The organism is Floridaenema flaviceps BLCC-F50, from assembly GCF_041929275.2.
GTDB lineage: Bacteria > Cyanobacteriota > Cyanobacteriia > Cyanobacteriales > Aerosakkonemataceae > Floridanema > Floridanema flaviceps.
Genome location: NZ_JBHFNR020000001.1, coordinates 1 through 24131, shown reverse-complemented (window position 1 = coordinate 24131; position 24131 = coordinate 1). Strand labels below are relative to the sequence as shown.

General features: G+C 41.4%; 15 protein-coding genes. 9 read left to right on the top strand and 6 right to left on the bottom strand.

What is annotated here, in order from left to right; translation table 11 throughout:
* Window positions 1-125: 125 nt before the first annotated feature.
* Window positions 126-2390: an ATP-binding protein gene (locus ACE1CI_RS00075; protein ID WP_496615157.1), complete on the bottom strand. Its 2265-nt coding sequence runs from the start codon at window positions 2388-2390 to the stop codon at window positions 126-128.
* A 491-nt stretch (window positions 2391-2881) separates the two neighbouring features.
* Complete coding sequence (locus tag ACE1CI_RS00070) at window positions 2882-9832, bottom strand: translocation/assembly module TamB domain-containing protein (RefSeq protein ID WP_413265776.1); 6951 nt, start codon at window positions 9830-9832, stop codon at window positions 2882-2884.
* 106 nt (window positions 9833-9938) lie between these two features.
* Between ACE1CI_RS00070 and ACE1CI_RS00065 the strand changes: the two genes are divergently transcribed.
* From ACE1CI_RS00065 to ACE1CI_RS00030, 8 genes are all read left to right on the top strand, one after another.
* Window positions 9939-10073: a hypothetical protein gene (locus ACE1CI_RS00065; protein WP_496615156.1), complete on the top strand. Its 135-nt coding sequence runs from the start codon at window positions 9939-9941 to the stop codon at window positions 10071-10073.
* A 25-nt stretch (window positions 10074-10098) separates the two neighbouring features.
* Entirely contained in the window at window positions 10099-10521 is a 423-nt protein-coding gene (locus ACE1CI_RS00060; protein WP_413265784.1) for a DUF3110 domain-containing protein, read from the top strand.
* Between the two features lie 15 nt (window positions 10522-10536).
* Window positions 10537-11478 carry an N-acetylmuramic acid 6-phosphate etherase gene (murQ, locus tag ACE1CI_RS00055; RefSeq protein WP_413265775.1) on the top strand — a complete coding sequence of 314 codons (942 nt, stop codon included), beginning with the start codon at window positions 10537-10539 and terminating at the stop codon, window positions 11476-11478.
* A gap of 42 nt (window positions 11479-11520) precedes the next feature.
* Window positions 11521-13044, top strand: a complete 1524-nt coding sequence (locus ACE1CI_RS00050) for a site-2 protease family protein (protein WP_413265774.1) — start codon at window positions 11521-11523, stop codon at window positions 13042-13044.
* Window positions 13045-13113: 69 nt separating this feature from the next.
* Window positions 13114-13890: a PIN domain-containing protein gene (locus tag ACE1CI_RS00045; RefSeq protein ID WP_413265773.1), complete on the top strand. Its 777-nt coding sequence runs from the start codon at window positions 13114-13116 to the stop codon at window positions 13888-13890.
* Between the two features lie 55 nt (window positions 13891-13945).
* Window positions 13946-15550 (top strand): FAD-dependent oxidoreductase, encoded by a 1605-nt coding sequence (locus ACE1CI_RS00040; RefSeq protein ID WP_413265783.1) that lies wholly within the window; start codon window positions 13946-13948, stop codon window positions 15548-15550.
* A gap of 13 nt (window positions 15551-15563) precedes the next feature.
* A complete protein-coding gene (gene gloA2 / locus ACE1CI_RS00035) occupies window positions 15564-15950 on the top strand; it encodes an SMU1112c/YaeR family gloxylase I-like metalloprotein (RefSeq protein ID WP_413265772.1) in 387 nt (128 codons plus the stop codon).
* Window positions 15951-16636: 686 nt separating this feature from the next.
* Window positions 16637-17140, top strand: a complete 504-nt coding sequence (locus ACE1CI_RS00030) for a DUF8738 domain-containing protein (protein WP_413265770.1) — start codon at window positions 16637-16639, stop codon at window positions 17138-17140.
* 121 nt (window positions 17141-17261) lie between these two features.
* On the opposite strand, the gene ACE1CI_RS00025 is transcribed toward ACE1CI_RS00030, so the two are convergent.
* From ACE1CI_RS00025 to ACE1CI_RS00015, 3 genes are all read right to left on the bottom strand, one after another.
* Window positions 17262-19469: a family 10 glycosylhydrolase gene (locus ACE1CI_RS00025; RefSeq protein WP_496615155.1), complete on the bottom strand. Its 2208-nt coding sequence runs from the start codon at window positions 19467-19469 to the stop codon at window positions 17262-17264.
* 338 nt (window positions 19470-19807) lie between these two features.
* Window positions 19808-20287: a peptide-methionine (S)-S-oxide reductase MsrA gene (msrA, locus tag ACE1CI_RS00020; protein ID WP_413265768.1), complete on the bottom strand. Its 480-nt coding sequence runs from the start codon at window positions 20285-20287 to the stop codon at window positions 19808-19810.
* A 24-nt stretch (window positions 20288-20311) separates the two neighbouring features.
* Window positions 20312-20716, bottom strand: coding sequence for a hypothetical protein (locus ACE1CI_RS00015; RefSeq protein ID WP_413265767.1), 405 nt, complete (start codon window positions 20714-20716; stop codon window positions 20312-20314).
* A gap of 276 nt (window positions 20717-20992) precedes the next feature.
* Here ACE1CI_RS00015 and ACE1CI_RS00010 point away from each other — a divergent pair, with 276 nt between their 5' ends.
* A complete protein-coding gene (locus ACE1CI_RS00010; RefSeq protein WP_413265766.1) occupies window positions 20993-21934 on the top strand; it encodes a DUF8738 domain-containing protein in 942 nt (313 codons plus the stop codon).
* Between the two features lie 69 nt (window positions 21935-22003).
* Here ACE1CI_RS00010 and ACE1CI_RS00005 read toward each other — a convergent pair.
* Window positions 22004-24131: choice-of-anchor Q domain-containing protein (locus tag ACE1CI_RS00005; protein WP_496615154.1), on the bottom strand; the 2128-nt coding region annotated here is incomplete at its 5' end.

The window sequence follows — 24131 nt, the reverse complement described above, 5'->3', positions numbered from 1 at the left end:
GCTTTCTTGTGGGGTGGGCATCCTGCCCGCCCCATCCTCATATAACTATTATCACTTTATTTATTTACACCTACTTAATACATCGAGGCTATAGATAATCCTGAATTGATATTAAAAAAGCTAAATTACTGCTTTTCTTCGCAACTGCTTACTAAATCTACGATCGCTCTAACGAATGCTTCTGGTTCTACAGGTTTAGCTATATGACGCTGAAATCCAACCTTGAGAGCTTGTTGTTGATTGTGCTCTCCCGCAAAAGCCGTCAGCGCGATCGCCTTTGGCATAGCTTCGCCTACCGCTTTCACCTGCCGATCTTGTTGAGAATACCTGCTGCGAATTTGCTGCATTAGCATATAGCCATCCATCTCTGGCATAGCAATATCACTGATCAGCAGATCGAAGGTTTTTTCTTCCAAAACTTGCAATGCCTCACTTGCAGATGATACAGCAGTTACGATCGTCTGATTTTGCTCTAACGTGAAGGCAAGAAAATTTCTTGTGTCTGCATCATCATCAACCACTAAAACTCGAAGTCCCATCAGGGGTGAGGAGTGCAGCGGCAAATATGAAGAGTCTATTGATTCATCACTGATGTTTATAGGTTCATCTTTTAACAATGGCAAGCTGACTGTAAACGTTGAACCTTGTTCTTCTCCGGGACTATAGGCTTTAACCGTTCCCCCATGTAGTTCTACCAGATGTCGCACGATCGCCAACCCCAACCCCAAACCCCCAAATTTACGGGTTATCTTGCCATCCTCCTGACGGAAATACTCAAATACAAATGGTAGGAAGTTGGGATTAATGCCTTTGCCTGTATCAATAACTTGAATTTGAGCCTGTGAAGCGACACGCCACAAACGCACTTCCACCCGTCCTCCTTCCGCTGTGAACTTAACCGCATTAATAAGTAAATTCCATAAGACTTGCTGGAGGCGGGCGGAATCTCCTAAAACTAGAAATATGGGATTTTGGGATTCGCCATCATCAGTGATAAATCGTAAATCGATCGACTTAGCTTCTGCCGCTAATTGTACTGTTTCAATTGCCGAACTAATCGTAGATACCAAGTTGACGGGAACCATTTTCAGGCTCAGTTTACCTTGCATGATCCGAGCCACATCTAAGAGATCCTCAATTAGTTGGGTTTGCAGTTTGGCGTTACGCTCGATCGTTTCCAAAGCAAAAGCCGTTTTCAGAGCATCTAATCTGCCAGTGCGGAGTAATTTAGACCAGCCGAGAATGGGATTGAGAGGCGTTCGCAACTCATGAGATAACACGGCTAAAAACTCATCCTTCATACGGTTAGCTGCCTCGGCTTCTTCTCTTGCCGCTTCCGCCCTTAGCAAATTTTCCGTCCGTTCCCGTTCGCGCTGTGACAGCAGATTAGCCGCAAATTCCAAAGACTGCCCTAACAAGACGACTTCTTTAATTAAGAGTGGTTTGATTCGGGGAAACTCACCTTTAGCTAATGCTTCCGCAACCAAGGCAGCCGAGGTAATGCTGCGAGAAAGGTATCGGGAGAGAATGAAAGCACCGATGGCACTGACCAAAAGCAAGGTTAAACCAGACCCGATAACCAGCCACATCGCTCGTCGGGCTGGTTCAAAAATCAAATCAACGGGTACAGAGATGGCAACTGTCCAAGGGGTATCACTGACCCGACTGAAGGCGACATAAACCTTCCTCCCTTCTAAAGTGGTATCGCGGTAAACTCCCTCTCTTGCCTCTGAGATTCGTTTGAGAAAAGATGGCGTTCCCCTCTTGCCGACAAAGCGTTCCGGGTAACGAGTGCGAGCGACCACAACCCCTTGACCATCAACGACTGTGCGCGTCCATTCTCCATCGATGCTGGTTTGCTCGCTGACGACTTTAGCGATCGCCTTTTGGTCGATGATAGCCGTAAGTATGTACCGGAGTTTGCGATCGCGCATCACCGGAATCCGAACTCGGAAGCCCATAAGATTGGACTTAAGCATTGAACGGGAGAAATTGCCCACAGTCGGCTGCTGAGTCTTGACAACGCGCCGTAGGCTTGCTGGCTCTTCTACTTTAGGCAACTGGCTACCAAACGGTCGTAGAGTATTTACAACCTGCTGCCCCTGTGGTGTGAGGAGAATTACACTAATCCATGAGCCTTGCGTTTGTACAACTCGCGTCGCCTCGCTGTGAAAAGCTTTCAGGTTTCTTGGCTCTAACCGTTCTGACGCTGCTACTGCTTGGAGTGTCCGAGTTGTGCTGGAAAGTTCGCGCTCTACGATCGAAGCTAAGTTACGGGTAGCTAGAAGTATACGTCGCTCCGATGCTGCCTGTTCCTGACTTGACAGTTTATAGACGACAGCAACGGCAAACAACACAACAGGAACTAAAGTACCTGCCACTAGCAGCACAAGATACCACCTCAGCGAAAGTATCTGGTTTCTGGAAGAAGTTCGATCGGGATGTTCAATTGTTGAAGCAATTCGCTTAACAAAGATACTTATGAATCCAGTCCATGTAGACTGTATTTTCCACCATTTATTTCTCATGTAGAGTGCTGTACGGTATGTTGTGAGAAAAAGCTACGATCGCCCGGATAAAAATAAGCTGCATCATCCCTCCCCAACTATTATCCAGTGCGATAACTATACTAATCCATATCTTTAGCTATATCAGGTTGCCCTATTTCTCAGCTTAATTTTTTTAATTTGAACGCGCTCAACATTTTTATTTAATTACCCTCTGCGATCGAAGTAGTTATAACCGAATTCATAACCAAATTGTCGGGATGAAATGTTGGTTAACTCTATTAATGATATCCCATAACCTTTAGGTTCGTTGTATCGACTTCAGTCGTATTTCCCCTAAGAAAAGGACTAAAGTCCTCACAACAAACCGAAAACTAAAATCTTCTTTGGAATTCAAGAATTGCCCTAGTATCACCAGAAAAATCGGTAGAACCTCTGAGAGTAAATTCGGGATTAAAACGATAACGTAAACCAAACTGAGTGGGTTGCTCAGCAGTTAAAATCCTTAAGAGGGAAACTGATAAATTATCAGTAATATCAACGCCAAATTCTGCGGCTACACCTAATACTGAGGCGTTTTCTCTTCCAGAAGTTACGGCTGTGGGGAAGATGCGAAACTCGCTTAAACCAAGTTTTTCGCCAAGATCACCAAAAAATCCTTCTAAACCGGGCAAAAATACCGAACTAGCAATTCCCGCTAACCCTGCAATACCATCGCCACCTTGACCGAGATTATTAATAAAACTACCACCAATTAAAGCCACAATTTCTGATTCACTGCGGGGAGGATCGCTGGTTAGTTGAATAATTTGAGATGATGCCACATTAGGATCGGGATTTACACCTAATTGATTCGCCCAACCGCGAACATTCGCCCTTACCCTAACTGATTGTAAACTGCCGAAACCTGTAGCGGGATTATCACTAACCTCAGAACTTAAAGCGGAAGCAGGTAAGCGAAAAGTAGTTACTTCCGAAACAGTAGCGAACAATCTTACATCTAAAAAGGGATTGAATCCTCGCTCAGGAACAAACAATGCAATATTATCGTAACCACGCTCTAGTCTAAACCGGGCGGCAAATAAGTTTACAACACCTCTTTGTAATTTGATCGCACCTTCTGGGCGAGGAGAATCTAAAGAACCTCCGAGTGTTAAACTACCGCTACCTCGGAAAGCGAGAATTGGTTGTAAGGTAATGCTAACGTTATCGCTTAATCCGATTTGGAAATTTTCAAATTCAATAACTAGATTTTGCTTGGTGGCTGTGGTGTCGCTTACAGTAGCGACGGTAGCGGGAGTTTGCGGTAAAGAAAGTTGACCATCAAGTAAGTTGACTCCTCCTCTGAGTATAGGATTGACTGCCGATCCCGCGATGACCACTCTGCCATCAACAATACCTCCATACAATCCTTTCAGGTTGATTCTCGCTCGCTCGAGGGCGATCGTTAGAGGATTTTGACGGGCTGGATCTTGAGAGTCTAAAGGTGTGAAAATCGGAATAGTTCCTTGGGCAATTACTTGTCCTTGTTGGAAGTTACCTGTAAGATTTTCTACGACAATGCGATCGCCTTCAAATTGTATCTGTCCATTCACATTTTTCAAATCTTCTGCAAGTAACTGACCACCAAGAGTCGCATTTTGTAAATTCACAAATCCTTTGGGAACTGGACGTTCTAAAGTTCCCCCCACTGTTAACTGTGCTTGTCCTGTACCATTTACCCAGCGCACTTGTTGATTTGTCAGCAAGTTAATTAATGCTAATCCCTCATTTTGAACATTAACATTAAGGCTAATTTGATTGCTAGCTGGCTGGACTTGGGCAAAGGGTAATTTAAAAGGAACACTACCAGCAATTACAATTGGTTGTGGGGGATTGATTAATACTTGAGAATCAAGGTTTAACCGAGCATCTTCATAAGTAAAATTGGCGACGGCGGATTGAATAGCTGTACCATCGAAAGTGCCTTTTTTAACATTTAATTGACCACTAGCATAAGGGTTATTTAAATTTCCGGCTATGTTAACTGTTCCGTCTAGATTTCCGGTGACATAAACAGGTAACTGTAAAATATTGTTGAGTGGTTCTAAGGGGAAATTTTGGATTTGTAATACTCCATTTTGTGCTTCTGTTCCCAAAGTTCCCTGAAATGCTACCCTGGTATCTTGGGACTTTATTTGTAAGGCTTGTACATTCAAATTCCCACCATTATAAGTTCCTTGAGCTACTACCTGTTCGGCGGTGTAAGTCCCTAATTTCCAATCATTACCTTGGAGATTGAAACTAGCTTGAATATCTCTGGGTAAAGTTCCGGCAAAATCAACTGTTCCGCTAAAATTACCCTGCAATTGAGTAATATCTGGTATGGAAAAACCTCTTCTATTTTCCGCCCGTTCTTGTTGCAGTAAAGAGGTAATTTCCGAAAATCTTTCTAGTTGCGTCCTTAAGGAAGAATTTGGTATTCCTACGGGGGTAGTTGGCACATTGGCGGCTCTACCAACATTTTCTCCTCCCCTAGTACCAAAACCTTGTAAATTCAACCAATCAAGAGCGGCTAAAACGTTCTGAATTTTGCCTTTTTCAATAGTAACTTTTCCTTGTAATTGGGGATTTTGAGTTAATAGTTGAGTTGCGGTACCGCTTAGGGCGTAAATACTTTCACCTTGTTGTAATCGACTGTTGAGAATTTGTAATCTACCATCAGCGTAGCGGAAATCAGCGGTTAAGGAATCTGCTTGTAATTCACCGATTCGGGGTTTTGCGATCGCCACATTCCGCCCCTCTACACTCAATGTATCAAAATTAATCGCCAAATTCCCCGAAACTTGTCCGCTAACTTGTTGAGCAACTATTTCTGGCGGTAAATTTACAAAATTTTGCGCTAAATTTTTCACCGTTGCCACAGGAACATTAGCCAAATCTAACAAGAATAAATCGCCCTGTCTTCTCCCCTGCGCTAAAATGTCACCTCGGCGGAATAATAAACTTTCTGGTCGGTAATTTTCATTTAATTCAACAGCAATTTTATCTTGCTCTCCTTGGAGTTGCAAACTCACTCCTCTACCCGCCGTTGCCGTAATATTCCCCCGCAAATTTGGGTCGAATCTAAAGTTACCAACTACTAAATTTTGTAATCCAACTTGACCATTAACATTTAAAGCATTTAACTGTCCTGAAATCTGCCCATTAAAATCAACTAAACCCGATAAAGCCACTTTTTGCGGTAAAGCTATTGGCAGAGTTCGTAAATTAAAATCTTCCGCTTGCACATTCAAATTTATGTTGCCAATTTGGGGCGTATTTTTTTGGTCAAAACTGGCAGTAATTACCCCACTAGCATTAAGTCCGGGTGCTGTCGCCCGTTGAATTTCTAATTGTTGCCCATTCCATTGAAAAGCAACATTTAAAGGACGATTTAAATAAGGTGTTTGGGTAAAGTTTAAATCACCTGCAGCTTGAATATCTGCTAATGGCGAACCTTTTGGTTGAGTTAGTGCTGCTAAACTTCCTCCTACTTTTAAATCACCGCTAACTCTACCTTTAAATTGATTAGAAAACTGATTTAATTGTACTTGAGCTAAATTAACAGCTGCCGCCCAACGTCCTTGAGTTACTTGTGCTTCTCTAATCTGAACTGTCCCACCAGCAATTTGTAATGTTCCCCTACCAATTGCGTCAATTCCTGTTAGCGGAGTTTGTCTTTTTTGGGTCAAACTGGCAACATTTCCCGAAGCTAGTAATTGTCCGGTAAATATTCCTTGAAACTGGGGCGGTACTTGGGGTAAACGTGCCAATTGTAAACGATTTACCTCCAAAGCTACTTGCCAATTTCCTTGATTTAATGTAGCTTGGCGTAATTCAACAGTCCCAGCATTGGGAATTCTTAAAACTCCTTGGGCGTTGGCTTGAATTTCCGCAAGAGGAGATTGATTTGGTTGCAGATTAGTTAATGAATCTAGATTTCCCTCTGCTTCTAATTGTCCGGTAAATGTACCCCTAAATTCCTTGGGAACTTGCGGTAAAGTCGCCAATTGGAGATTATTTGTATTAACTCTAGCCAGGAAGTTACCTTGATTTAATCGCAACTGTTCTATTTGTAATGTTCCCGCACCAATTCGCAGATTTCCTGTAGCGTTGGCTTCAATTTGATTCAGAACAGATTGGGCATTTTGGGCGGTTAAATTGGCGAGATTTCCCCTAGCTTGTAATTCGCCGCTAAATGTGCCGCGAAAATCTTTTGGTACTTGGTCAAATTGGGCTAATTGTAGGTTATTTGCTGTTACTCTTGCTTGGAAATTCCCTTGATTTAATTCTACTTGTTGCAATTGCAAATTCCCGGTGGGAGTCTGCAAAGTTCCTCTGGCAGTTGCTTGAATTTGATTCAGGGGAGATTGAGCATTTTCGGCAGTTAAATTGGCAAGATTTCCTCTAGCTTGTAATTCACCGCTAAATGTGCCGCGAAAATCTTTTGGTACTTGGTCAAATTGGGCTAATTGTAGGTTATTTGCTGTTACTCTTGCTTGGAAATTCCCTTGATTTAATTCTACTTGTTGTAGTTGCAGATTTCCGGTAGGAGTTTGCAAAGTTCCTCTGGCAATTGCTTGAATTTGATTGAGAGGAGATTGAGCATTTTCGGCGGTTAAATTAGTAAGATTTCCTCTAGCTAGTAATTGTCCATTAAATGTACCTTGAAAATTGTTTGGTACTTGGGGAAAACGGGCAACTTGGACGTTATTGGCATCAACTAATGTTTGGAAATTTCCCTGATTTAATTGGAATTGACGCAGTTGCACATTTCCGCCAGCAAGTTGTACGTTTCCTTGTCCAGAAACTTGTATTTGATTCAGGGGAGATTCACCTGTTTGAGTGGTAAGATTATTTAAGTTTCCGGCAATTTGAAATAGTCCGGTAAATGCGCCAATTGGTAATTCTTTTGGTACTTGAGGAAGGCGGGCTAATTGTACTCCTGATGCTGCAACTGTGGCTAGAAAATTGCCTTGATTTAGTTGTAAACTGCGAATGTTAACATTACCGCCAGCTACTTGAATATTTCCTGAACCTGTTACTGTAATGTTATTAGTACCTGGTTCATTTAAATTTCCTGATAAGCGGAATTGTCCATTAAAAGGTGCTTGTAATTCGCGGGGAACTTCGGCTAATTGTCCTAAGTTAATGTTATTAGTTCTAACTGTAGCACTCCAGTTGCCATTATTTAATGCTACTTGCGAAATTTGGGCATTTCCCCCGGCAACATTGATGTTTCCTTGTCCCGTTGCTTGAATATTTGTTGTTGGCGCGTTGAGATTTCCTGCTACGCGGAATTCTCCGTTAAAATTGGATCTAAATTGTGGGGGAACTTGGGGGAAAAGTGCTAAGTTAATGCCGGAAGCGTTGACTAAGCCTCGCCAATTTCCCTGGTTTAATTGTCCTTGAGTAAGTCGAATATTTCCGCCAGCAACTTGTAAGTTTCCTTGGGCGGTTGCTGTGAGATTTTCTAGTTGTAAAGATTTAAGATTTCCCTCTAAATTTACGGTTCCGGTAATTGTTCCTTGGCGGATGGGTTGAGGAATTTCTGTTTGGCTTTGTTGTGGGGTTTGAGTTTGATTTTCTGTCGGAATAATGGCTAAGATACTATTAACTGGAAGTTGGGCTGTTTGCACTGTTGCTTCCAAACTTCGATCCCGATTATTAATTGTGGCTGATGCTTGAACATTGCCGCCTGGTACTTGAGCGATCGCATTTGTCAAGCGAATTATGCCATTATTAATTGTTGCTTGTCCGGTTAACGGGTAAGTGGCTTGGGGAGCTTGAAAATTAGTGGCAATGCTAATATTATTTAAGGGGCCAGAGATTTGAGTTTTGGCGTTAACATTGCCAAGAGTAATGTTAGCAGGAAGATTGACGTTGTAGATTTTGGCGATCGCATCTGCGGGCAAATTCTGCGCTTGTAAATCTAACGCCACTCCCCCAGGTTGACTTAATTTAGCATTACCTTTACCTGTAATTCTTCCCCCTGCTACCGGGGCAATTTGGATCTCAGAAATAATTATTTCGCCTGTTTGTGGTGCGAAAGCAAAGTTAGTGCTAATGTCTCGAAAATTCAGTTTATCAACTTGGGCTTGTTTAGTAGTACTAACTCGCCCTAAAATAGTTGGTGATTCAACAGTTCCAGTTACTTTTGAGGCTAATCTGATTTCCCCAATTACCGGAACTGGTGGCGCGACTTTGAAAGTTTGAGTTAAAGTTGCCACATTAACATTAGGAACTGTGACATCTAAATTTAACCCTTTATCTAAGTCAGCACTTCCCCCAAGTAAAACGGGAATTTGTCCTAAAGATGTGGAAAAATTATTTAAGTTTAAGCCTCTACCAGTAAAGTTAACTACACCGTTAGTATTAACAATTGGTGCTGGTAATCGGGGACTGGTGAGAGCAACATTTTGTAAACTGGCGACTCCCGAAACAAAAGGTGTTTCTTGGGGAGTATATCTCACATTTAAATTACCGCTGACTTGACCTGCGATTAAGTTAGCATTGGGAAGTTGAATTAAGCGATCGATCTCTCTAACAGGAATATTTTGCCCTTGTACTTGAGCATTTAATTGTTGAGAGGGAACTAAAAATTCGCCATTAGTTCTAAAAGTAGCCTGATTATTATTAGATGATTGATTATTAGGAGTTTGTCCAATTCGCCCTTCAGCATTAAAGCCAAATCTTTGACCATTATCAAAAAAGTCTACAGTCGCAGAAATCGGATTAATATTAACTGGTATTCTGGGATTAGTTGCTTTAGCTTGGGGAAGGAGTACCACATTAGCATTACTAACCCGAATTGACTCTACATTAGTAGTAATTGCCCCTTTTGCTTCCGATTGTTTAATTTGAGTAGTAATCCAACGCCCATCAGGACTTTGTTCAATGAAAACGTCAGGATTAACTAAAGTAATATTGAGATTTAAAGTTCTACTAAAAAGTAATTGTAGGGGATTAAAATTTACATCTACTGCTTGGGCGGTGGCGCGATCGGTATCTGTCGCCGTTGCTGGTACACTAGAAGCACCAAACCTTAAACTATTTAACGTAAATCTTTCTACTCTGCCTAAGTTTACAGGTCTTTGCAACAAGTCACTCACATTTTTTTCCACCAGCGGGGCTAACTCTCGATTAATAAAAACCCACGCCCACCAAGCACCCGCAAGTATACCTATAAGTGCAATTACACCAAAACCAAGCCCAGCACGACTTAGCCACAACAGCCACACACGACGATTTCTAGTTTGTTCGGTTTCGTTATTTTCGTTATTGGAATTTGGAGAATTTGTCATTTCAACCTCACACCAGCCAAGTTAAGACAGCACCAGCAAACAGCATTTTAGACTTTTGTAGTAGCACAAAAGATTCCGTTGCAGTGGATTGGCAATCAAAATCTATATGAAGGATACGTCGAGTTGCTGGATTAGCCAATGCCTCAAAGAAGAAATTAATATTAGATTTTTGTTGCTTTTGCGCTACCAACTACCAATTACCAACTACCGATCGCCCTTGGTTAGTAATATAAATAACTGATGAGCGCAAAAGTAAAGTAATGACCATGCGTGTATTCGTTTTGTTATTCAATGCTGGTACAGACAACGAAGGAATTCATACCCTTCAGATTGGCGATCGCAATAAAGTGCTGATGTTCGAGTCAGAAGACGATGCTACCCGCTATGGTTTGATGCTGGAAGCCCAAGACTTTCCGCCTGCCTCGGTAGAATCAATGGACGATCGCGAAATTAAAGCGTTTTGCGAAAGTGCGGATTATGACTGGGAACTCATCGCCGAGGGTGAATTAACTCTACCTCCAGAAACGAACGTCGAAGAAACTGATTGGCAAATAGATGATGAGTTTGATGCAGAATTTGAGGATGACTTCGATGATGAACTTCTAGCTGAGTCTGAAGAATCGGAAGCCTCAGAAATGTCCAATGCAGAATTGGATAATATTCGCCGTAGGCTGGAAGGGTTACTTTAATAAAAGCGAGGTGCAATGAAACAATTAGAAGAACGTGGTCATCTTTTGACTGAACAGATTAACCCGAATAGTCAAAACTTAGATCAATTAAGCTGTCTGGAATTGGTGGATCTGTTCAATCAAGAGGATCAACAAACTATTGCCGCGATCGCCAAAGCCCGTATTCCCCTCGCCGAAGCGATCGCAGCCACAGCCAAAGCGTTACGCCAAGGCGGAAGGCTGTTTTATGTCGGCGCGGGTACTAGCGGGCGTTTGGGCGTTTTAGATGCAGCCGAATGTCCCCCCACTTTTTGTACACCTCCAGAGTTGGTACAGGGAATTATCGCTGGGGGTGCAGATGCTTTGGTGCGGAGTTCGGAAGCTTTGGAGGATCGAGCCCCGGATGGCGCAGCTGCGATCGACCAAAAAGAAATCACTCAGTTAGACGTAGTGGTGGGAATCACCGCTGGTGGAACTACGCCCTTTGTTCACGGCGCTTTACAAGCAGCCAAAAGTCGGGGTGCTACTACTATTTTTATCGCTTGCGTCCCCCAAGAACAATTTAGCTGCGATGCTGATATTGACATTAGATTGTTAGTAGGGCCGGAAATTTTAGCAGGTTCTACCAGATTAAAAGCCGGAACAGTGACTAAAATGGCTTTAAACATTCTCTCAACTGGAGTAATGGTACAGTTGGGGAAAGTTTACGGCAATCGCATGGTCGATGTCGCAGTTACTAATAGTAAATTGCGCGATCGAGCTTTGCGAATTATTCAAGACCTTACCGATTTAAACAGGGATGCCGCTGCTAACTTACTAGAACGCAGTGGCAAAAATGTCAAATTAGCATTACTAATGCACTGGACAGGATTAGATGAAGAACAAGGTGAAAAACTTTTAATTGCTAATCTTGGAAATCTCAGACAAGCTGTACAAAATCAAAACAAACTTGGAAATTTGCCTGGGAAATTGATATGAATTAAGTTCAAACTTTCTTTTTTAGGAGCAAGAAATTTGGAAATGTTTACGGCATCAGAAACTCCTGTAATAGCATTAATTGTGCTAGTTGCTTTAGGAATATTAAGTTGGGGATTTTTTCGGGCTAAACCCTTCGGTAAAATCGGAATTTTAGCCTGGTTACAATCAGTAGTATTAATGGTTCCTTGGCTGTTATTCTTTGGATTGTTTGCGGCAGGAATTTACATTAACTTAGCCGCTATTTTGTTGATGTTGGTGCTTTCCTCTGGCTTATATATTTACTTAGGTAGACAACTCCGCGCCGCTGGTCAAGATGCCATAGTGCGAGAAAAAGCTGCTAACATGATGCCAGCTAATCAAGATTCTCAAAAGCCCCCCGAAGTAGCACAATCAGAAAATGGTAAGGGGCGCTCAGAATTATTAGGAATTAAAGAAACAATTCCGATTCCTGATGAAGACCTAAAAGTAATTCAAGGAATTTTTGGTATTGATACCTTTTTCGTCACAGAAACAATTCCCTATCAAGAAGGCGCAATTTTTAAGGGAAATTTGCGCGGCGAAGCGGAAGCAACTCACAATCGATTATCCGCTGCTTTAAAGGAAAGATTGGGCGATCGCTATCGGCTGTTTACGATCGAAAATCCCGAAGGAAAACCCACTATTGTCGTTTTACCTAGCACCAATGACCCGAAAGTTTCTACGACAAACCAAAAGATTTTAGCTGTGATTCTCCTGTTAGCTACTATCGCTACTTGTTTAGAAACTGCTGGCTTCTTCTTAGGTTTTGATTTTTACAACAACTTGAGCAGACTTAATGAAGTATTACCCATTGCTGCCGGAATTTTAGCGATTTTAGTATCCCATGAAATCGGTCACAGGGTAATGGCTAAACGCCATAATATTCGCTTAAGTTTACCTTATTTTATTCCCGCTTGGCAACTTGGTTCTTTTGGTGCAATCACTCGCTTTGAATCACTTTTACCCAACCGGAAAGTAATGTTTGATATGGCGATCGCAGGGCCAGCCGCCGGGGGAATAGTTTCTTTGTTAATGTTAATTATTGGCTTGATTCTTTCCCATGAAGGTAGTTTTTTCCAAGTTCCAGCAGAGTTTTTTCAAGGGTCAATTTTAGTCGGAACTTTAGCCAAAGTTGTTTTAGGTTCGGCATTGCAAAAACCTTTAGTTGATGTCCATCCTTTAACAATAATTGGTTGGCTAGGTTTAGTAATTACCGCCCTAAATACCATGCCAGCTGGACAATTAGATGGGGGGCGAATAGTTCACGCAATTTATGGGCGGAAAATTGCTTCTAGAGCCACGTTAGCAACTTTTATCTTTTTAGCGATCGCCGCTTTTGCCAACCCCATTGCTCTATATTGGGCGATTATTATTTTGTTCCTGCAAAGAGATTTAGAACGCCCCAGCTTAAACGAAATTACCGAACCAGATGATGCTAGAGCAGCATTAGGTTTGTTAGCCTTGTTTTTGATGATTACCGCCTTAATTCCTCTGACTCCCGGAATTGCCGGAAGGTTGGGAATTGGTGGCGCAAATAATCTATTTTAGATTAGCGATCGTGAAAAATCAAAAACAATCTAAAATCTAAAACCTAAAATCTAAAATCCTGTAAAGGTCATGGCAACAACACCGCCTATAGCAATTCTTCTCGACCTCAGCGCCATCATGGGTAGCAGCATCCGCGAATGGCAAGAATATTCCCGCATTGGCAACTGCTACCTCCCCCAAATAATCTATGAAGAAATCCAATTTCTCACAGATCGCGCCCCAGAACCAAAACTAGAAAAAACAGCCAGAGAATTTACCCGCTTTTTTCCCGAAAGTGGTTGGGAATTAACCAACGCCCACGCCGTTCATCGCACCCTTAATCCCGCTGCTGGGCAAAACTTAAGCAAACAAGCCAGACTAGTAGTATCTGTCGCTCAATGTATGTATGGTTTCGCCCAAGACAACCCCGATAACTTAGTAGTTTTTGTCTCCAATTCTCAACCAATTCTGCAACGAATTCCCGGTTTAAATACAGCCAATCTTTGCGGTATCACCACAGCCGCACTATTACAATGGGTACGCACAAAACAGCGCCCCCCAGCAGTAACTCAACAATTACAAACCTTTACTAATTCTGAAACATCAGCCACAGTTTCTCAACCAAACCTTGAGGAAGAAAACCCACCTCCCGCAAATTCTCACCAGATGACAGGTCCCGCCTCAGCTGCCCAAACACCAACCAAACAAAGGTCTAGCAGCAATAATTTGGTGACAAAAATAGCTGGTACATTAATAAGTTTGGTCATCTTTTTTGTACTAGGTTTAACCGCATGGCGCTTTATTCAACCCGAAAGTTTCAATCAATTTTGGCGACAAACAGGTTTACCAGCACTTCCGGGTCAGTGACCTAAACTTTGTGAATAATTACTTGAGTTAATAGGAGTTACTTAGCTTGATTAATATGGGTTCTTTGCTGCGAATTCAATCCTCCCCCAGCGTAGTACGTACCTACGACATTATCGGTTTTGGGGATGAAGTTCCGGGGGTATTTGCTGTAGTTGCTGCTGCCAGAGAATACCGCCGCCGTACTAACAGATATCCCAGAGTTCTTTTACTATCCAAAGGTAATTTACAGCAAGGCATTGGCGGTCATTTAATCAGAGGTGGACTTGCTTGTTTAGATAGAAGTCAAATTGAAAAATCGGTGCGAGATTCACTTGGTTTAGATACCTTTGGCGATCCCCCAGCTATTTACAAAGAATTTTTGCAAAAAGCTGGTGTTCTTGTAGTTTCCCTCGACCCTGCTAAAGGTAGCGCCGTTCTCAGACAAATGCTAACCGAAGCTAATATCGATTTCATTAGCAATGTGCGAATTAAATTAGTTGATAAACAAGCTGATAGATTGGTTAGTATCACCACTTTTACTGGCGAAACTTTCACAGCTAAACAGTTTATTGATGCCACAGTCAATGCCGAATTAGCTCAAGCAGCAGGAGTGCGAAAATTAAAGGGTTTTGAAACTTTTGGTTTACCAGAATCTGAGTTACCTGTTACCTTGGTTTTTGAAACTCAAGGACTCACAATCACCGAACTGAGAAATTTTGAATTACAGCTACTCAAACGCTTTACTAACTTCTCAGATATAGAAGCTCAAAAATGGTTGTGGAAAGCTGCGGGAAATAATGACCTGCTAGTACAACAACTGCGAAAAGATATGGTTGATGCTCAGGGAAATTTGAAAACTCTCTGGGTAGGAACAGATGATATTGTAGTGCGTTCTCCCGCCCTTTCTGTAGCTTACCATTCTTTCCGCAATTTAAAGTTTTCTCTCAATGAATCGGGAATACTTTTTGATAAAGCAAATATCGCTATTCTTCCCGGAGGAAGACTTTCTTGGAATTCTCTGTTATTCGCTGTAAATGCTTCCACAGCAGAAGCTTTAGCTAGGGGTGGCGCTAAACCAAGTTTGCCTTTTTTATCAGAAATGAATTACCTGGAAAAATGGTTTAAAAGTATTGGTGCTAGTGATTTAATTCCGGCTACTGAACTTTACATTAGACACGCTGGGAATGTTACTGGTGTGGTGCAACCTCTTGATGGTGCGGATATGTTAATGAGTGGTGTTTCTAGTAATGAAGCTTTGGGTACTTTCGGCTATCATTTTGATGTTCGGGGAGGGATTAAAGGCATTGGTGAAAAAGCTTCTGCTAATGGTTTTACCCAAGTTAGTTTTCCGTTACCTCTGTACAATGTGGGTTTTCAACACGCTTTAATAAAGAGTGTGCGTAACTTAGCGGTTGTTAGTCCGGGTTCGGGTTTTACTGGCATGGCTCCTACTTCCGGCAGAATAGTAGAATATAATTCTGGTGTCGGTCAAGCTTTAGGTATTGCGGCTGCGATCGCACTACTAAAAAACAGAAATTTGGCAGATGTCACAAATCGAGAAGTCAGACAAGTTTTAGCCAATACTAACCGTTTACCTCGCATTTTTGGCATTGCTAAAATTGCTGAAGCTAGCAGGTTAAGCGCGTTTGAATCCGCATTGGGTAATGTTTTTGTAGCTTAAATTTTTAGCGATCATGAAAACTACAGGCTTTCACCATGTTGCCATTATTTGCTCAGATTACGAAAAGTCTAAAAAATTTTATGTGGATATTTTAGGTTTTTCGGTAATTCAGGAAACTTTTAGAGCTCAAAGAAATTCCTATAAATTAGATTTGCGCGTTGGTGACACTGACCAAATTGAGCTTTTTTCTTTCCCCAATTCTCCCCAAAGAACCAACAACCCGGAAGCTTGTGGACTTAGGCACTTAGCTTTTCAAGTGTCCAATCTTGATGCAGCTGTCGCTAATCTCCAATCTCATGGCGTACCAGTTGAAAATATTCGAGTTGATGAAATTACAGGGAAGCGATTTACTTTTTTTAAAGACCCGGATGATTTGCCTTTAGAAATATACGAAAAGTAGTTTTTAAAAGTCAATTTTTACTGGTTGGGAACAGAGCGAAAAATACTCAGATCTGGCTGTAATGGAGGTAGAACCTCCTTTCACCTCGTTCCCAGGTTCAACCTGGGAACGAGGTGAATTTCTCGTTCCCAGGTTGAACCTGGGAACGAGAAACATGGAGGTTCTACCTCCATTCACCTCGTTGAACCGGGGAACGAGAAAGGAGAAACGTAATTCGCTTGATGGGAATGGTGCGTTACGCGATCGCATATCTTAAATGCCGCAGGTTGTACTCACCCTACAGATAGAAGCTTTGCGTAAGTCCTGAGTATGGTGAGCAACTTAATATTTCGTATGATTATAAGTAACAATTTTTACAGCTATTTCCGTATTTTCAAGGTGTGAAGATCTGGAAATAACAAGCAAACTAGTAATGTAAGGTTTCAGTAAAGTTTCCTCAAAAACCAACCATTTGCGGAACTAACATTTTTTGAGTGCAGGTGCTTGCCTCTTCTGAAAACCTTCTGTGATGCCAGTGCGACTCTTAGAGTGAATCGCTCTCTATCAAGCTTAAAGCTATATTGCAACAGCATTACAAACACACCCGATGAAAAACTTTAAAAGTTTTCTGGAGTTTCCAGGAATCGGGGTGTAGTCTCTACCTTTGAGAATGCTCTTTGTTAACGCCATGATTCGCCCAGCTTGTTATGGAAAATACAATTACTACTGGCGCTATTAAAGCAACACTTAATAAAACCACTAAAACCAGTGGGAAACCAAACCCTTTTGTTTTAGCTTTAGTGTTTACAACTGTTTTATGCTTCGCTGTTAGACCATCAATTAATAGAAGTACTAAGGTCGTTGTTGAGTCTGGTGCTTCACAAACAGCTTTATCGGAATCGGTTGCTGATGCGGTGGTCAAAGATTTGGCTAAGCGATCGGGTTTAGCAGAATCAGAATTAAAAATAATAGATGCTCAACAATTAATTTTGAGCGATCGTTGTTTAATTAGCAAAAACTCTAATTTACTTTGTGTTGAGTCAGAAATACCAGGGTGGCAAATAACTGTAGCCAGTGGAAAAAAACGCTGGGTGTATCGCACGAATAAATCTGGTTCGATGTTGAAACTAGACAACGGCAATGTCACACCCACACACAAAAGTCAAGGAAACGCTTTTGCCAGCAATATCACATCATTTGGTAATGGGTAGTGGGTAATAGGGAACTCCTGAACAAGAGGCGGGGTGGTGGGGAGAGTTGAAAAGGTAATTAAATTATCTTCCCCATCCCCCCATCCCCCCATCCCCCCATCCCCCCATCTCCGAGAGTCCCTCAACGAGGGGGATTCCAGCCTACAAAAATATTAGGTCTTGGCATCTTATTTGGGAACATATTTTGTAAAGCCGACTGTCTAAATGCAGGCGGTTCTGTTGTTAAATTCCACAAACTTTCATAGAAAAAGAAAGAAACTCCCGAAAATCCCCAGTTCCGAGCAACTTCTACTTGTTCTGTCACTTGTGACATAGGAATAGCTTGAGGTTTTACTCCCGTCATAATGCCAATAGCAACAGGAATTCGCTGTCTTGCTGCTTCCACTTCAGGACGTTCTATTTCTGCAATAAAGCGATTCAAGTCATTGCGATAAACTTGTAAAACTAGTTCGTCAATTAACCCTTGTTCTCTCCAAGTTTGCCAATCAGCCAAAAAGTATTTGTAAGAAAATTCTTGCGGATTGGGAGATACAGAAATTACAATTTTGGGTTTACGTTGTTTAATGGCGCGGTGAATTCGTTGCATATATTGAGTAATTTTATCTGCTCTCCAACGAACCCATTCAGGGTCTTGAAAATCATCTGGAGGAGATTGCCCCGCGTGTTCTTGTTGATAAAGTGCGACGGTAAATTTGTCGTAGCCTAATTCTGATGGGAAACCAAAATGGTCATCAAATTGAATGCCATCAATATCGTATTTGGTGACAATTTCTAGGATTAAACTTTCAATAAATTGCTGCACTTCTGGGTGGAAAGGATTCATCCAAACTCGTTGATGTGGCCCTTCAATCCATATTTGGCTACCATCCCGACGTTTGAGAATCCAATCTGGATAAAGTTTGGCTATTTGAGAATCTGCTGGTGCCATAAAGCCAAATTCAAACCAAGGAATAACTGCCATACCTTGTTTATGTCCTTGGGTGATTATTTCCTGCAACACATCTCTATCTGTGCCTAATTCTGGGTCAAGGTCTTCATCTGTTGGTGTCACTAAACGTATGGGACTTCCTACTATTGTTTCTGCTACTTGGCTGGGATAAAGTGTGTAACCCCAGTTCCAAACTGTGGGATACAAGGTGTTGAAATTTAGTGATTTTAAACGAACGATCGCCTCAGAAAGTCGGTTTTTATAAAAGAGAACGTCACTATCAATATTTGTCAGCCAAACGCCCCTGATTTCTGTTGTTCTTTCTAATGTTTGAGGAGTGGGTTTTCTAATTATAGCTAAGGGTTTTGGTGGTGTGTTAGTTATGTTTGCGGGATTTGTTGATGTTTCAGCAGTTCTATTTATATTAGTTCGAGAAGTTGGAGTTATGATAGAAACTGCTGCTGGAGATGTGGTTTGGGCGGGGGTTGATAATCTGGGAGTAGTCGCAGAAATTGGCGCTGGAGTGGGCTTAGTTTCTGTTGTTTGTGTGGGAGAAGTTGGGATTGGAGTGGGTTTAGTTGCTGTTGTTTGTGTGGGAGAAGTTGGCGGTGGAGTGGGTTTAGTTTCTGTTGTTTGTGTGGGAGAAGTTGGCGGTGGAGTGGGTTTAGTTTCTGTTGTTTGTGTGGTTTGAGGAGTTTGATTTCTGAGTGCGGTTGTAGTTGGATCGGGAGAACTAATTCTGGCAATATATTCTTGGGGAATTGATTGAGAAGTTCCCAATGTTTGACATAAAAAACTGGCTACTTCTGCACGGGTAACTATTTGATTTGGTTTGAGTTGGCGGACGTTTGGATAATTGACGATTAGTAATTTTTCAGTGGCAGCAGCGATCGCATTTCGAGAATCATTGGGGATTTCTTGTGCGTCATCAAAAACTGCTTTTAATGTTTTTTCTACTGGTTGAGTGGGTGAGTATTTTAAACCATTTACTAAAGATAGTAAAACTTGTAGTCGCGTCATCTTTCGCAACGGGTTAAAACTTTCGCCTATATAAGCGGAAAGAAATCCTGTTTGATAAGCTTGACGAATACTATTAGCTGCCCCATAATTTGAGGGAATATCAGCAAAACGAATGGCATTTCTAGTTACTGGTCTCTCAGGGAAAGCTTTACTAATTATAGTAGCGAATTCGGCTCGATTTACTTGCGAATCGGGGCGAAAATTACCATCTTCATAAGTAGTAATAATTTGTTTTTGCACTAATTGTTCGATGCAAGGTTGTGCCCAATGTCCTTGAATGTCAGCAAGTTTTGTTTGCGAGTAGGAGCGGCTTGGTGTTAACACTGCTACTATCATACTCAAGGCTATTAAAAGGGGAAACCATCTGCGCTTTTTAAACATATCGTTAACTCCTATCACACCTCATGGAAAATTTTATTGACAAACTGTAGAGACGTTTCATGAAACGTCTCTACAGTTTGTTATGAAACGTCTCTACTCAACTTATGAAACCTCTCTACTCAAAATCAAAAGGGTGGTGGTTAACCCGGTTTTGCGATGAGAACCGACTTGAAAGTTGAATAACTTGTCGGTGGAATTGGAAACAATCAGTAGATTACCATTAAAAGTTTTTCAGCAAGCAGAAAATTTTGCTGTTTCCCTGGAAATTATTCAATGCAATTGATATACAAAACTTTATGAGCCTAAGATATAAAAATATTCAGCTACCCAGTCTAAATTTATAAAGCTTGGTAATTAGTGCTTTTCTGCCTTTTTTTGGCAAAATATTGTTGATGTTCTGCTGCTGCTAAATAGAATTCTCCCACAGGCTTGATTTCTGTGACAATATCTTTATCATATTTCCCGGAAATTTGCAATTTTTGTTTAGATGCTTGGGCAGCAGTTTCCTGTTCTGGAGTATGAAAGAATATAACAGATCTGTATTGTTCGCCTCGATCGGGCCCTTGTCGATTTAATTGGGTTGGATCGTGACAATTCCAAAAGATTTCTAATAGTTCATTATAGGTAATTTGTGACGGGTCATACTCTATTTGTACTGATTCTGCATGACCCGTAATTCTAGCACAAACATCTAAATGGCAAGGGTTAGGAAAATGTCCACCTGTGTAACCAACTGCTGTGGAAATAACGCCTTTAACTTGACGAAAAGTTTCTTCAACTCCCCAAAAACAACCAGCAGCAAAAGTGGCTTTTTCCATGTTTTTCTATGTTGGTTAAAGTGATTATAGAATACTAGGGCGATCGCTTTCTTTAGGCTTGGGTACAATCTTGTTCTCTTCCAGACAACGCTTAAAGGCGACTTCTGCTTCTGTCGGATTTGGGTTATCTGTAGCTTTTAGAGCTCCCACTAAGCGATCGTTTCCCATTTTATCTAATGGTCTGTCTAAATTGGCAGTGCTACTATTATTTCCTTGGTCTAAATATTTTCTGCATTCTGCAATAGCGTCAATGCGTTTAATCCTAGCTTTAGAAACGTTGGACTCTCCTTGAGTGAGATGAGTCTCTTCATGAGGAGTATTAACTGCTGCTGTTGCAGTTGGCGAGTTGAACAACCAAATGTTTGTAATTAACAATCCAGTCACAAATATTCGACAAATCAGCCGCCAATTTTTAGTAACTTTAATCACTTTAAATCCTGGGTTTCTAACTGATGTTTACTCTGAGATCTTAATTAATCGGCAATTCTCAGCCATACTCCTTGGGGAGGAATAATTTAAATATTACAGATAAATTCCGGGAACTCAGGAATGGGGTAATAGCGTCTAAAATTTCAACGTAGGCGAGGGAATCGCGCCTGAGTAAAGATATTCTAGCTGTAGAATCTCTTTCTTTGAGGCGCGATAGGTGCTAGGCACAGGCGAAGACTCCGCCAAATTACATAATTAAAGATTGGTGACACTACCATGAAACATTTTACTCATCAGTTTACCACAAGTTCAACCATGAAAGGGCGCATTTTTCCGGCTTTTGTTTTAGCTGCAATTTTGTCCTTGGGTGCTAATTTTACTCTGCTTAACTCTGCTGTTGCTTATCCAGAAAGTAGTGAGCAAGCGAGTAACGAAATTGTTAATCCTAGAAGTAGTTTGGTTAGTCAAAATCGGTCCGATCGCACCAATACTTTACCAAATACCATAGCTAATGCTGTAAAAAAAGACTTAGCTAGCCGTACCGGAATAGCTCCCGGAAAGCTTAAAGTTACTAACTATAAACAAGAAACTTGGCCTAATGGTTGTTTAGGTATTTCTGCACCTGATCAAATATGTACTCAAGCATTAGTTCCCGGCTGGCGAATTACGATAAGTGATGGGCAAAAAACTTGGGTTTATCGCACTGATAATAGCGGCAGAAATATCCAATTAGAAAACCAGAATGTTTCCTTATTACCCAAATCATTGCAGTTAGTAAGTAACGAAACTCTGATTGCTGCTACTCCTAAACCATCGCAAATTCCTAGCAGCGAACTACCACCAGCTTTAGATAGAGGTATGATGTTTCAAGCAATTTCTAGCGGTGGTTTTGCTGGACGTACTTATCAAACTACTTTAATGAATGATGGGTTACTAATGCGAGTGAGAATAGGCGATGCTAATGATTCTGAACGCAGCGTACAAAAAGTTTCCCCTCAAGAATTACGCCAATTTCAAAGTTTATTAAAACGTCAACCATTGTCTCAATATAATCGCTTGAGTTACCCGGCACCAAGGGGCGCTGCTGATTACATTACAGTGACATTAATTAGTTCATCTGGTACGGTTCGTTATGCTGATATTGTCCAAAGTGAATTGCCGAAATCTTTGCGAGAAGTAATTCAAGCTTGGAATAAAATTATTAGTACTAGGAACTAAAGAAACCCGGGTTTTCTCAAAAACCTGGTTTCTGACGATCGAGTTAGTTTTCTGGGTGAAAGAAAGGGGCTAAGTGGCGATCGCACCAAAATCAATTCCAGTTACAACTTGACCAGTATTTAGGGTTACAGTATGGGTTGGGTTGAGAATTGCGATCGGCATTTGTGGCGTACTGAACGATACAAAAATGTCGTCGCTACCTACTGAAAAGGAAGTTTGGCTAGCAAGGGATTCATCAGTAATAATAACTTGACCGAACCGCGAACCAACTATTATTTTTCCATCAAACGAAACATCAATATCGCTTAAGTTTGTAGTGCCACTAGCCTTAAAATTTAGTTGATTACCATCGCAATCAAAATGACGAATATTGCCATCCCAAGCAGCAGCAAAAATATCACCATTTTCATTAACAGCAATGCCTCTAGCATCATTAGCTAGAGTAGTTGTCCACAATAAATTCATAGTTACTGGATCGTAAGCATCAACTGTACGTCCTGACGAACTGCTATCATCTTTTAGGGCATAAAGTACACCGTCCAAACCCATTGTTAAGTCGATATATTGCTGGGTATCTGCAAAACGCGCAGATGTATTGTTGCTGAGATCGAAACGTACAATTCCTGTAGGTGTATCGCCTGGACCAGAGGTAATCATATCAGTGGCATAAACAAAATTTTGATACTTAGCAATGCCACCATAGCTGACATTATTAACCGTACTCCAACCTGGATGAGTTCTGTGGTTCCAACTGCTATTACTCCGATCGTAGATACTTAAAAAAGGATCGAATGTGCCATTGTAATTAAAGACGAGATTATTTTGGTCGATGATAATATCTCTTGCACTTTCTGTTCCCGGACGAGCACCAGCACCATAGGGAATATTAATCGCAGCAGAAACAGCAGTGCCAGCTTGAGTATATTCTCCAATCGTTTGATTTGTGCTGACTAAAATATTTCCTCCCGTTCCCGAACCATTAACAAAAGTGCCGGGAAAGGTTTGTCTCCAGACCCGTTGTCGCACTTCAGCAACAGTATAAGTTCCAGCTGATAAGCCAGTAAAAGCATAATTACCATTGACATCGGTTGTAGTGGAAGGTTCGCCAGAGTCGGGTTTACTGTTGTTATTTAAGTCTAGGTAAATCGTCCAACCTGCAAGTCCGGGTTCACCAATATTGCGAATCCGATCGCCATTCAAATCATTCCATTTTATCCCCCGGATTTCTGTAGGTGTAAATTTAGATTCAAAAGCACCAATATCAATTCTGCCACCTTGAATGCGATCGAAGGAAGCACCTCTTTGATCTGTATTTGGAGGCGGTACAAAAGCAGGATCTCCCGCATCAATGGCAGGACTTCCTGTTTGCAATGCGTGAGTTTGAGTCAATCCGCCGTTATTTGCTAAAGGGGCGAGTTTGGGATCGATCGCACTAGCAAATTCGGTTGCGCCTGTATTTTTAGTAGTAGTATTTTTAGGATCGCCGTATAAATCGCCTGTAGTGTTGCTGCTAAAATTCTGAGTGCCAACATTGCCGATTAAGTTGTAACCTTTGGATGTGAGATTGCCAGAAAAATCGGGATTGATTCCCCCAAACGTTGAGTTATCAATATTGGCGGCAACGATCGTATTTTTAACACTGACAGTCCCACTTCGGATAAAGATACCGCCTCCATTATCGCCCCCAAGAGAACCAGTATCATTGCTGTCGAAATCAGCAGTGTTGTTGGTAATTGTTGATTGGTTAATGTTGAAGGTATTAGTAGTACTATCGTGATAAATTCCCCCACCAATTCTATTTGCTTTGTTACCGGAAATAGTGCTGTTACTAATATCAAGATTGCCATTATTCACCACTCCACCACCAGTATTGTTGGCAGTATTGTTAGCGATCGTGCTATTAGTAACTTTCACAGTACCATTTGACTGATTCCAAATAGCGCCGCCTTGATTTGCAGAGTTATTTGCTAGGGTAGTGCGATCGATCGTCACGGTATCCTTAGTATCGATATAAACAGCACCTCCAATACTCACCAGTGCTGCATTTTCGGAAAAATTGCTATCTGTAATATTGGCTGTACCAGCGATCGATAACGCACCACCGACGGTAGACTTATTAGCAGAAAAGGTACTTTTAGTAATATTCAGCGTACTCGAACTTGAAATAGCACCACCATTCAACCCAGATTTATTATTG

Coding starts and splice junctions, on each gene's coding strand:
- ACE1CI_RS00010 (WP_413265766.1), top strand. CDS start 20,993: ATGAAACATTTTACTCATCAGTTTACCACAAGTTCAACCATGAAAGGG.
- gloA2 (WP_413265772.1), top strand. CDS start 15,564: ATGAAAACTACAGGCTTTCACCATGTTGCCATTATTTGCTCAGATTAC.
- ACE1CI_RS00050 (WP_413265774.1), top strand. CDS start 11,521: ATGTTTACGGCATCAGAAACTCCTGTAATAGCATTAATTGTGCTAGTT.
- murQ (WP_413265775.1), top strand. CDS start 10,537: ATGAAACAATTAGAAGAACGTGGTCATCTTTTGACTGAACAGATTAAC.
- ACE1CI_RS00040 (WP_413265783.1), top strand. CDS start 13,946: ATGGGTTCTTTGCTGCGAATTCAATCCTCCCCCAGCGTAGTACGTACC.
- ACE1CI_RS00030 (WP_413265770.1), top strand. CDS start 16,637: ATGGAAAATACAATTACTACTGGCGCTATTAAAGCAACACTTAATAAA.
- ACE1CI_RS00025 (WP_496615155.1), bottom strand. CDS start 19,469: ATGTTTAAAAAGCGCAGATGGTTTCCCCTTTTAATAGCCTTGAGTATG.
- ACE1CI_RS00060 (WP_413265784.1), top strand. CDS start 10,099: ATGCGTGTATTCGTTTTGTTATTCAATGCTGGTACAGACAACGAAGGA.
- ACE1CI_RS00065 (WP_496615156.1), top strand. CDS start 9,939: ATGAAGGATACGTCGAGTTGCTGGATTAGCCAATGCCTCAAAGAAGAA.
- ACE1CI_RS00045 (WP_413265773.1), top strand. CDS start 13,114: ATGGCAACAACACCGCCTATAGCAATTCTTCTCGACCTCAGCGCCATC.
- ACE1CI_RS00070 (WP_413265776.1), bottom strand. CDS start 9,832: ATGACAAATTCTCCAAATTCCAATAACGAAAATAACGAAACCGAACAA.
- msrA (WP_413265768.1), bottom strand. CDS start 20,287: ATGGAAAAAGCCACTTTTGCTGCTGGTTGTTTTTGGGGAGTTGAAGAA.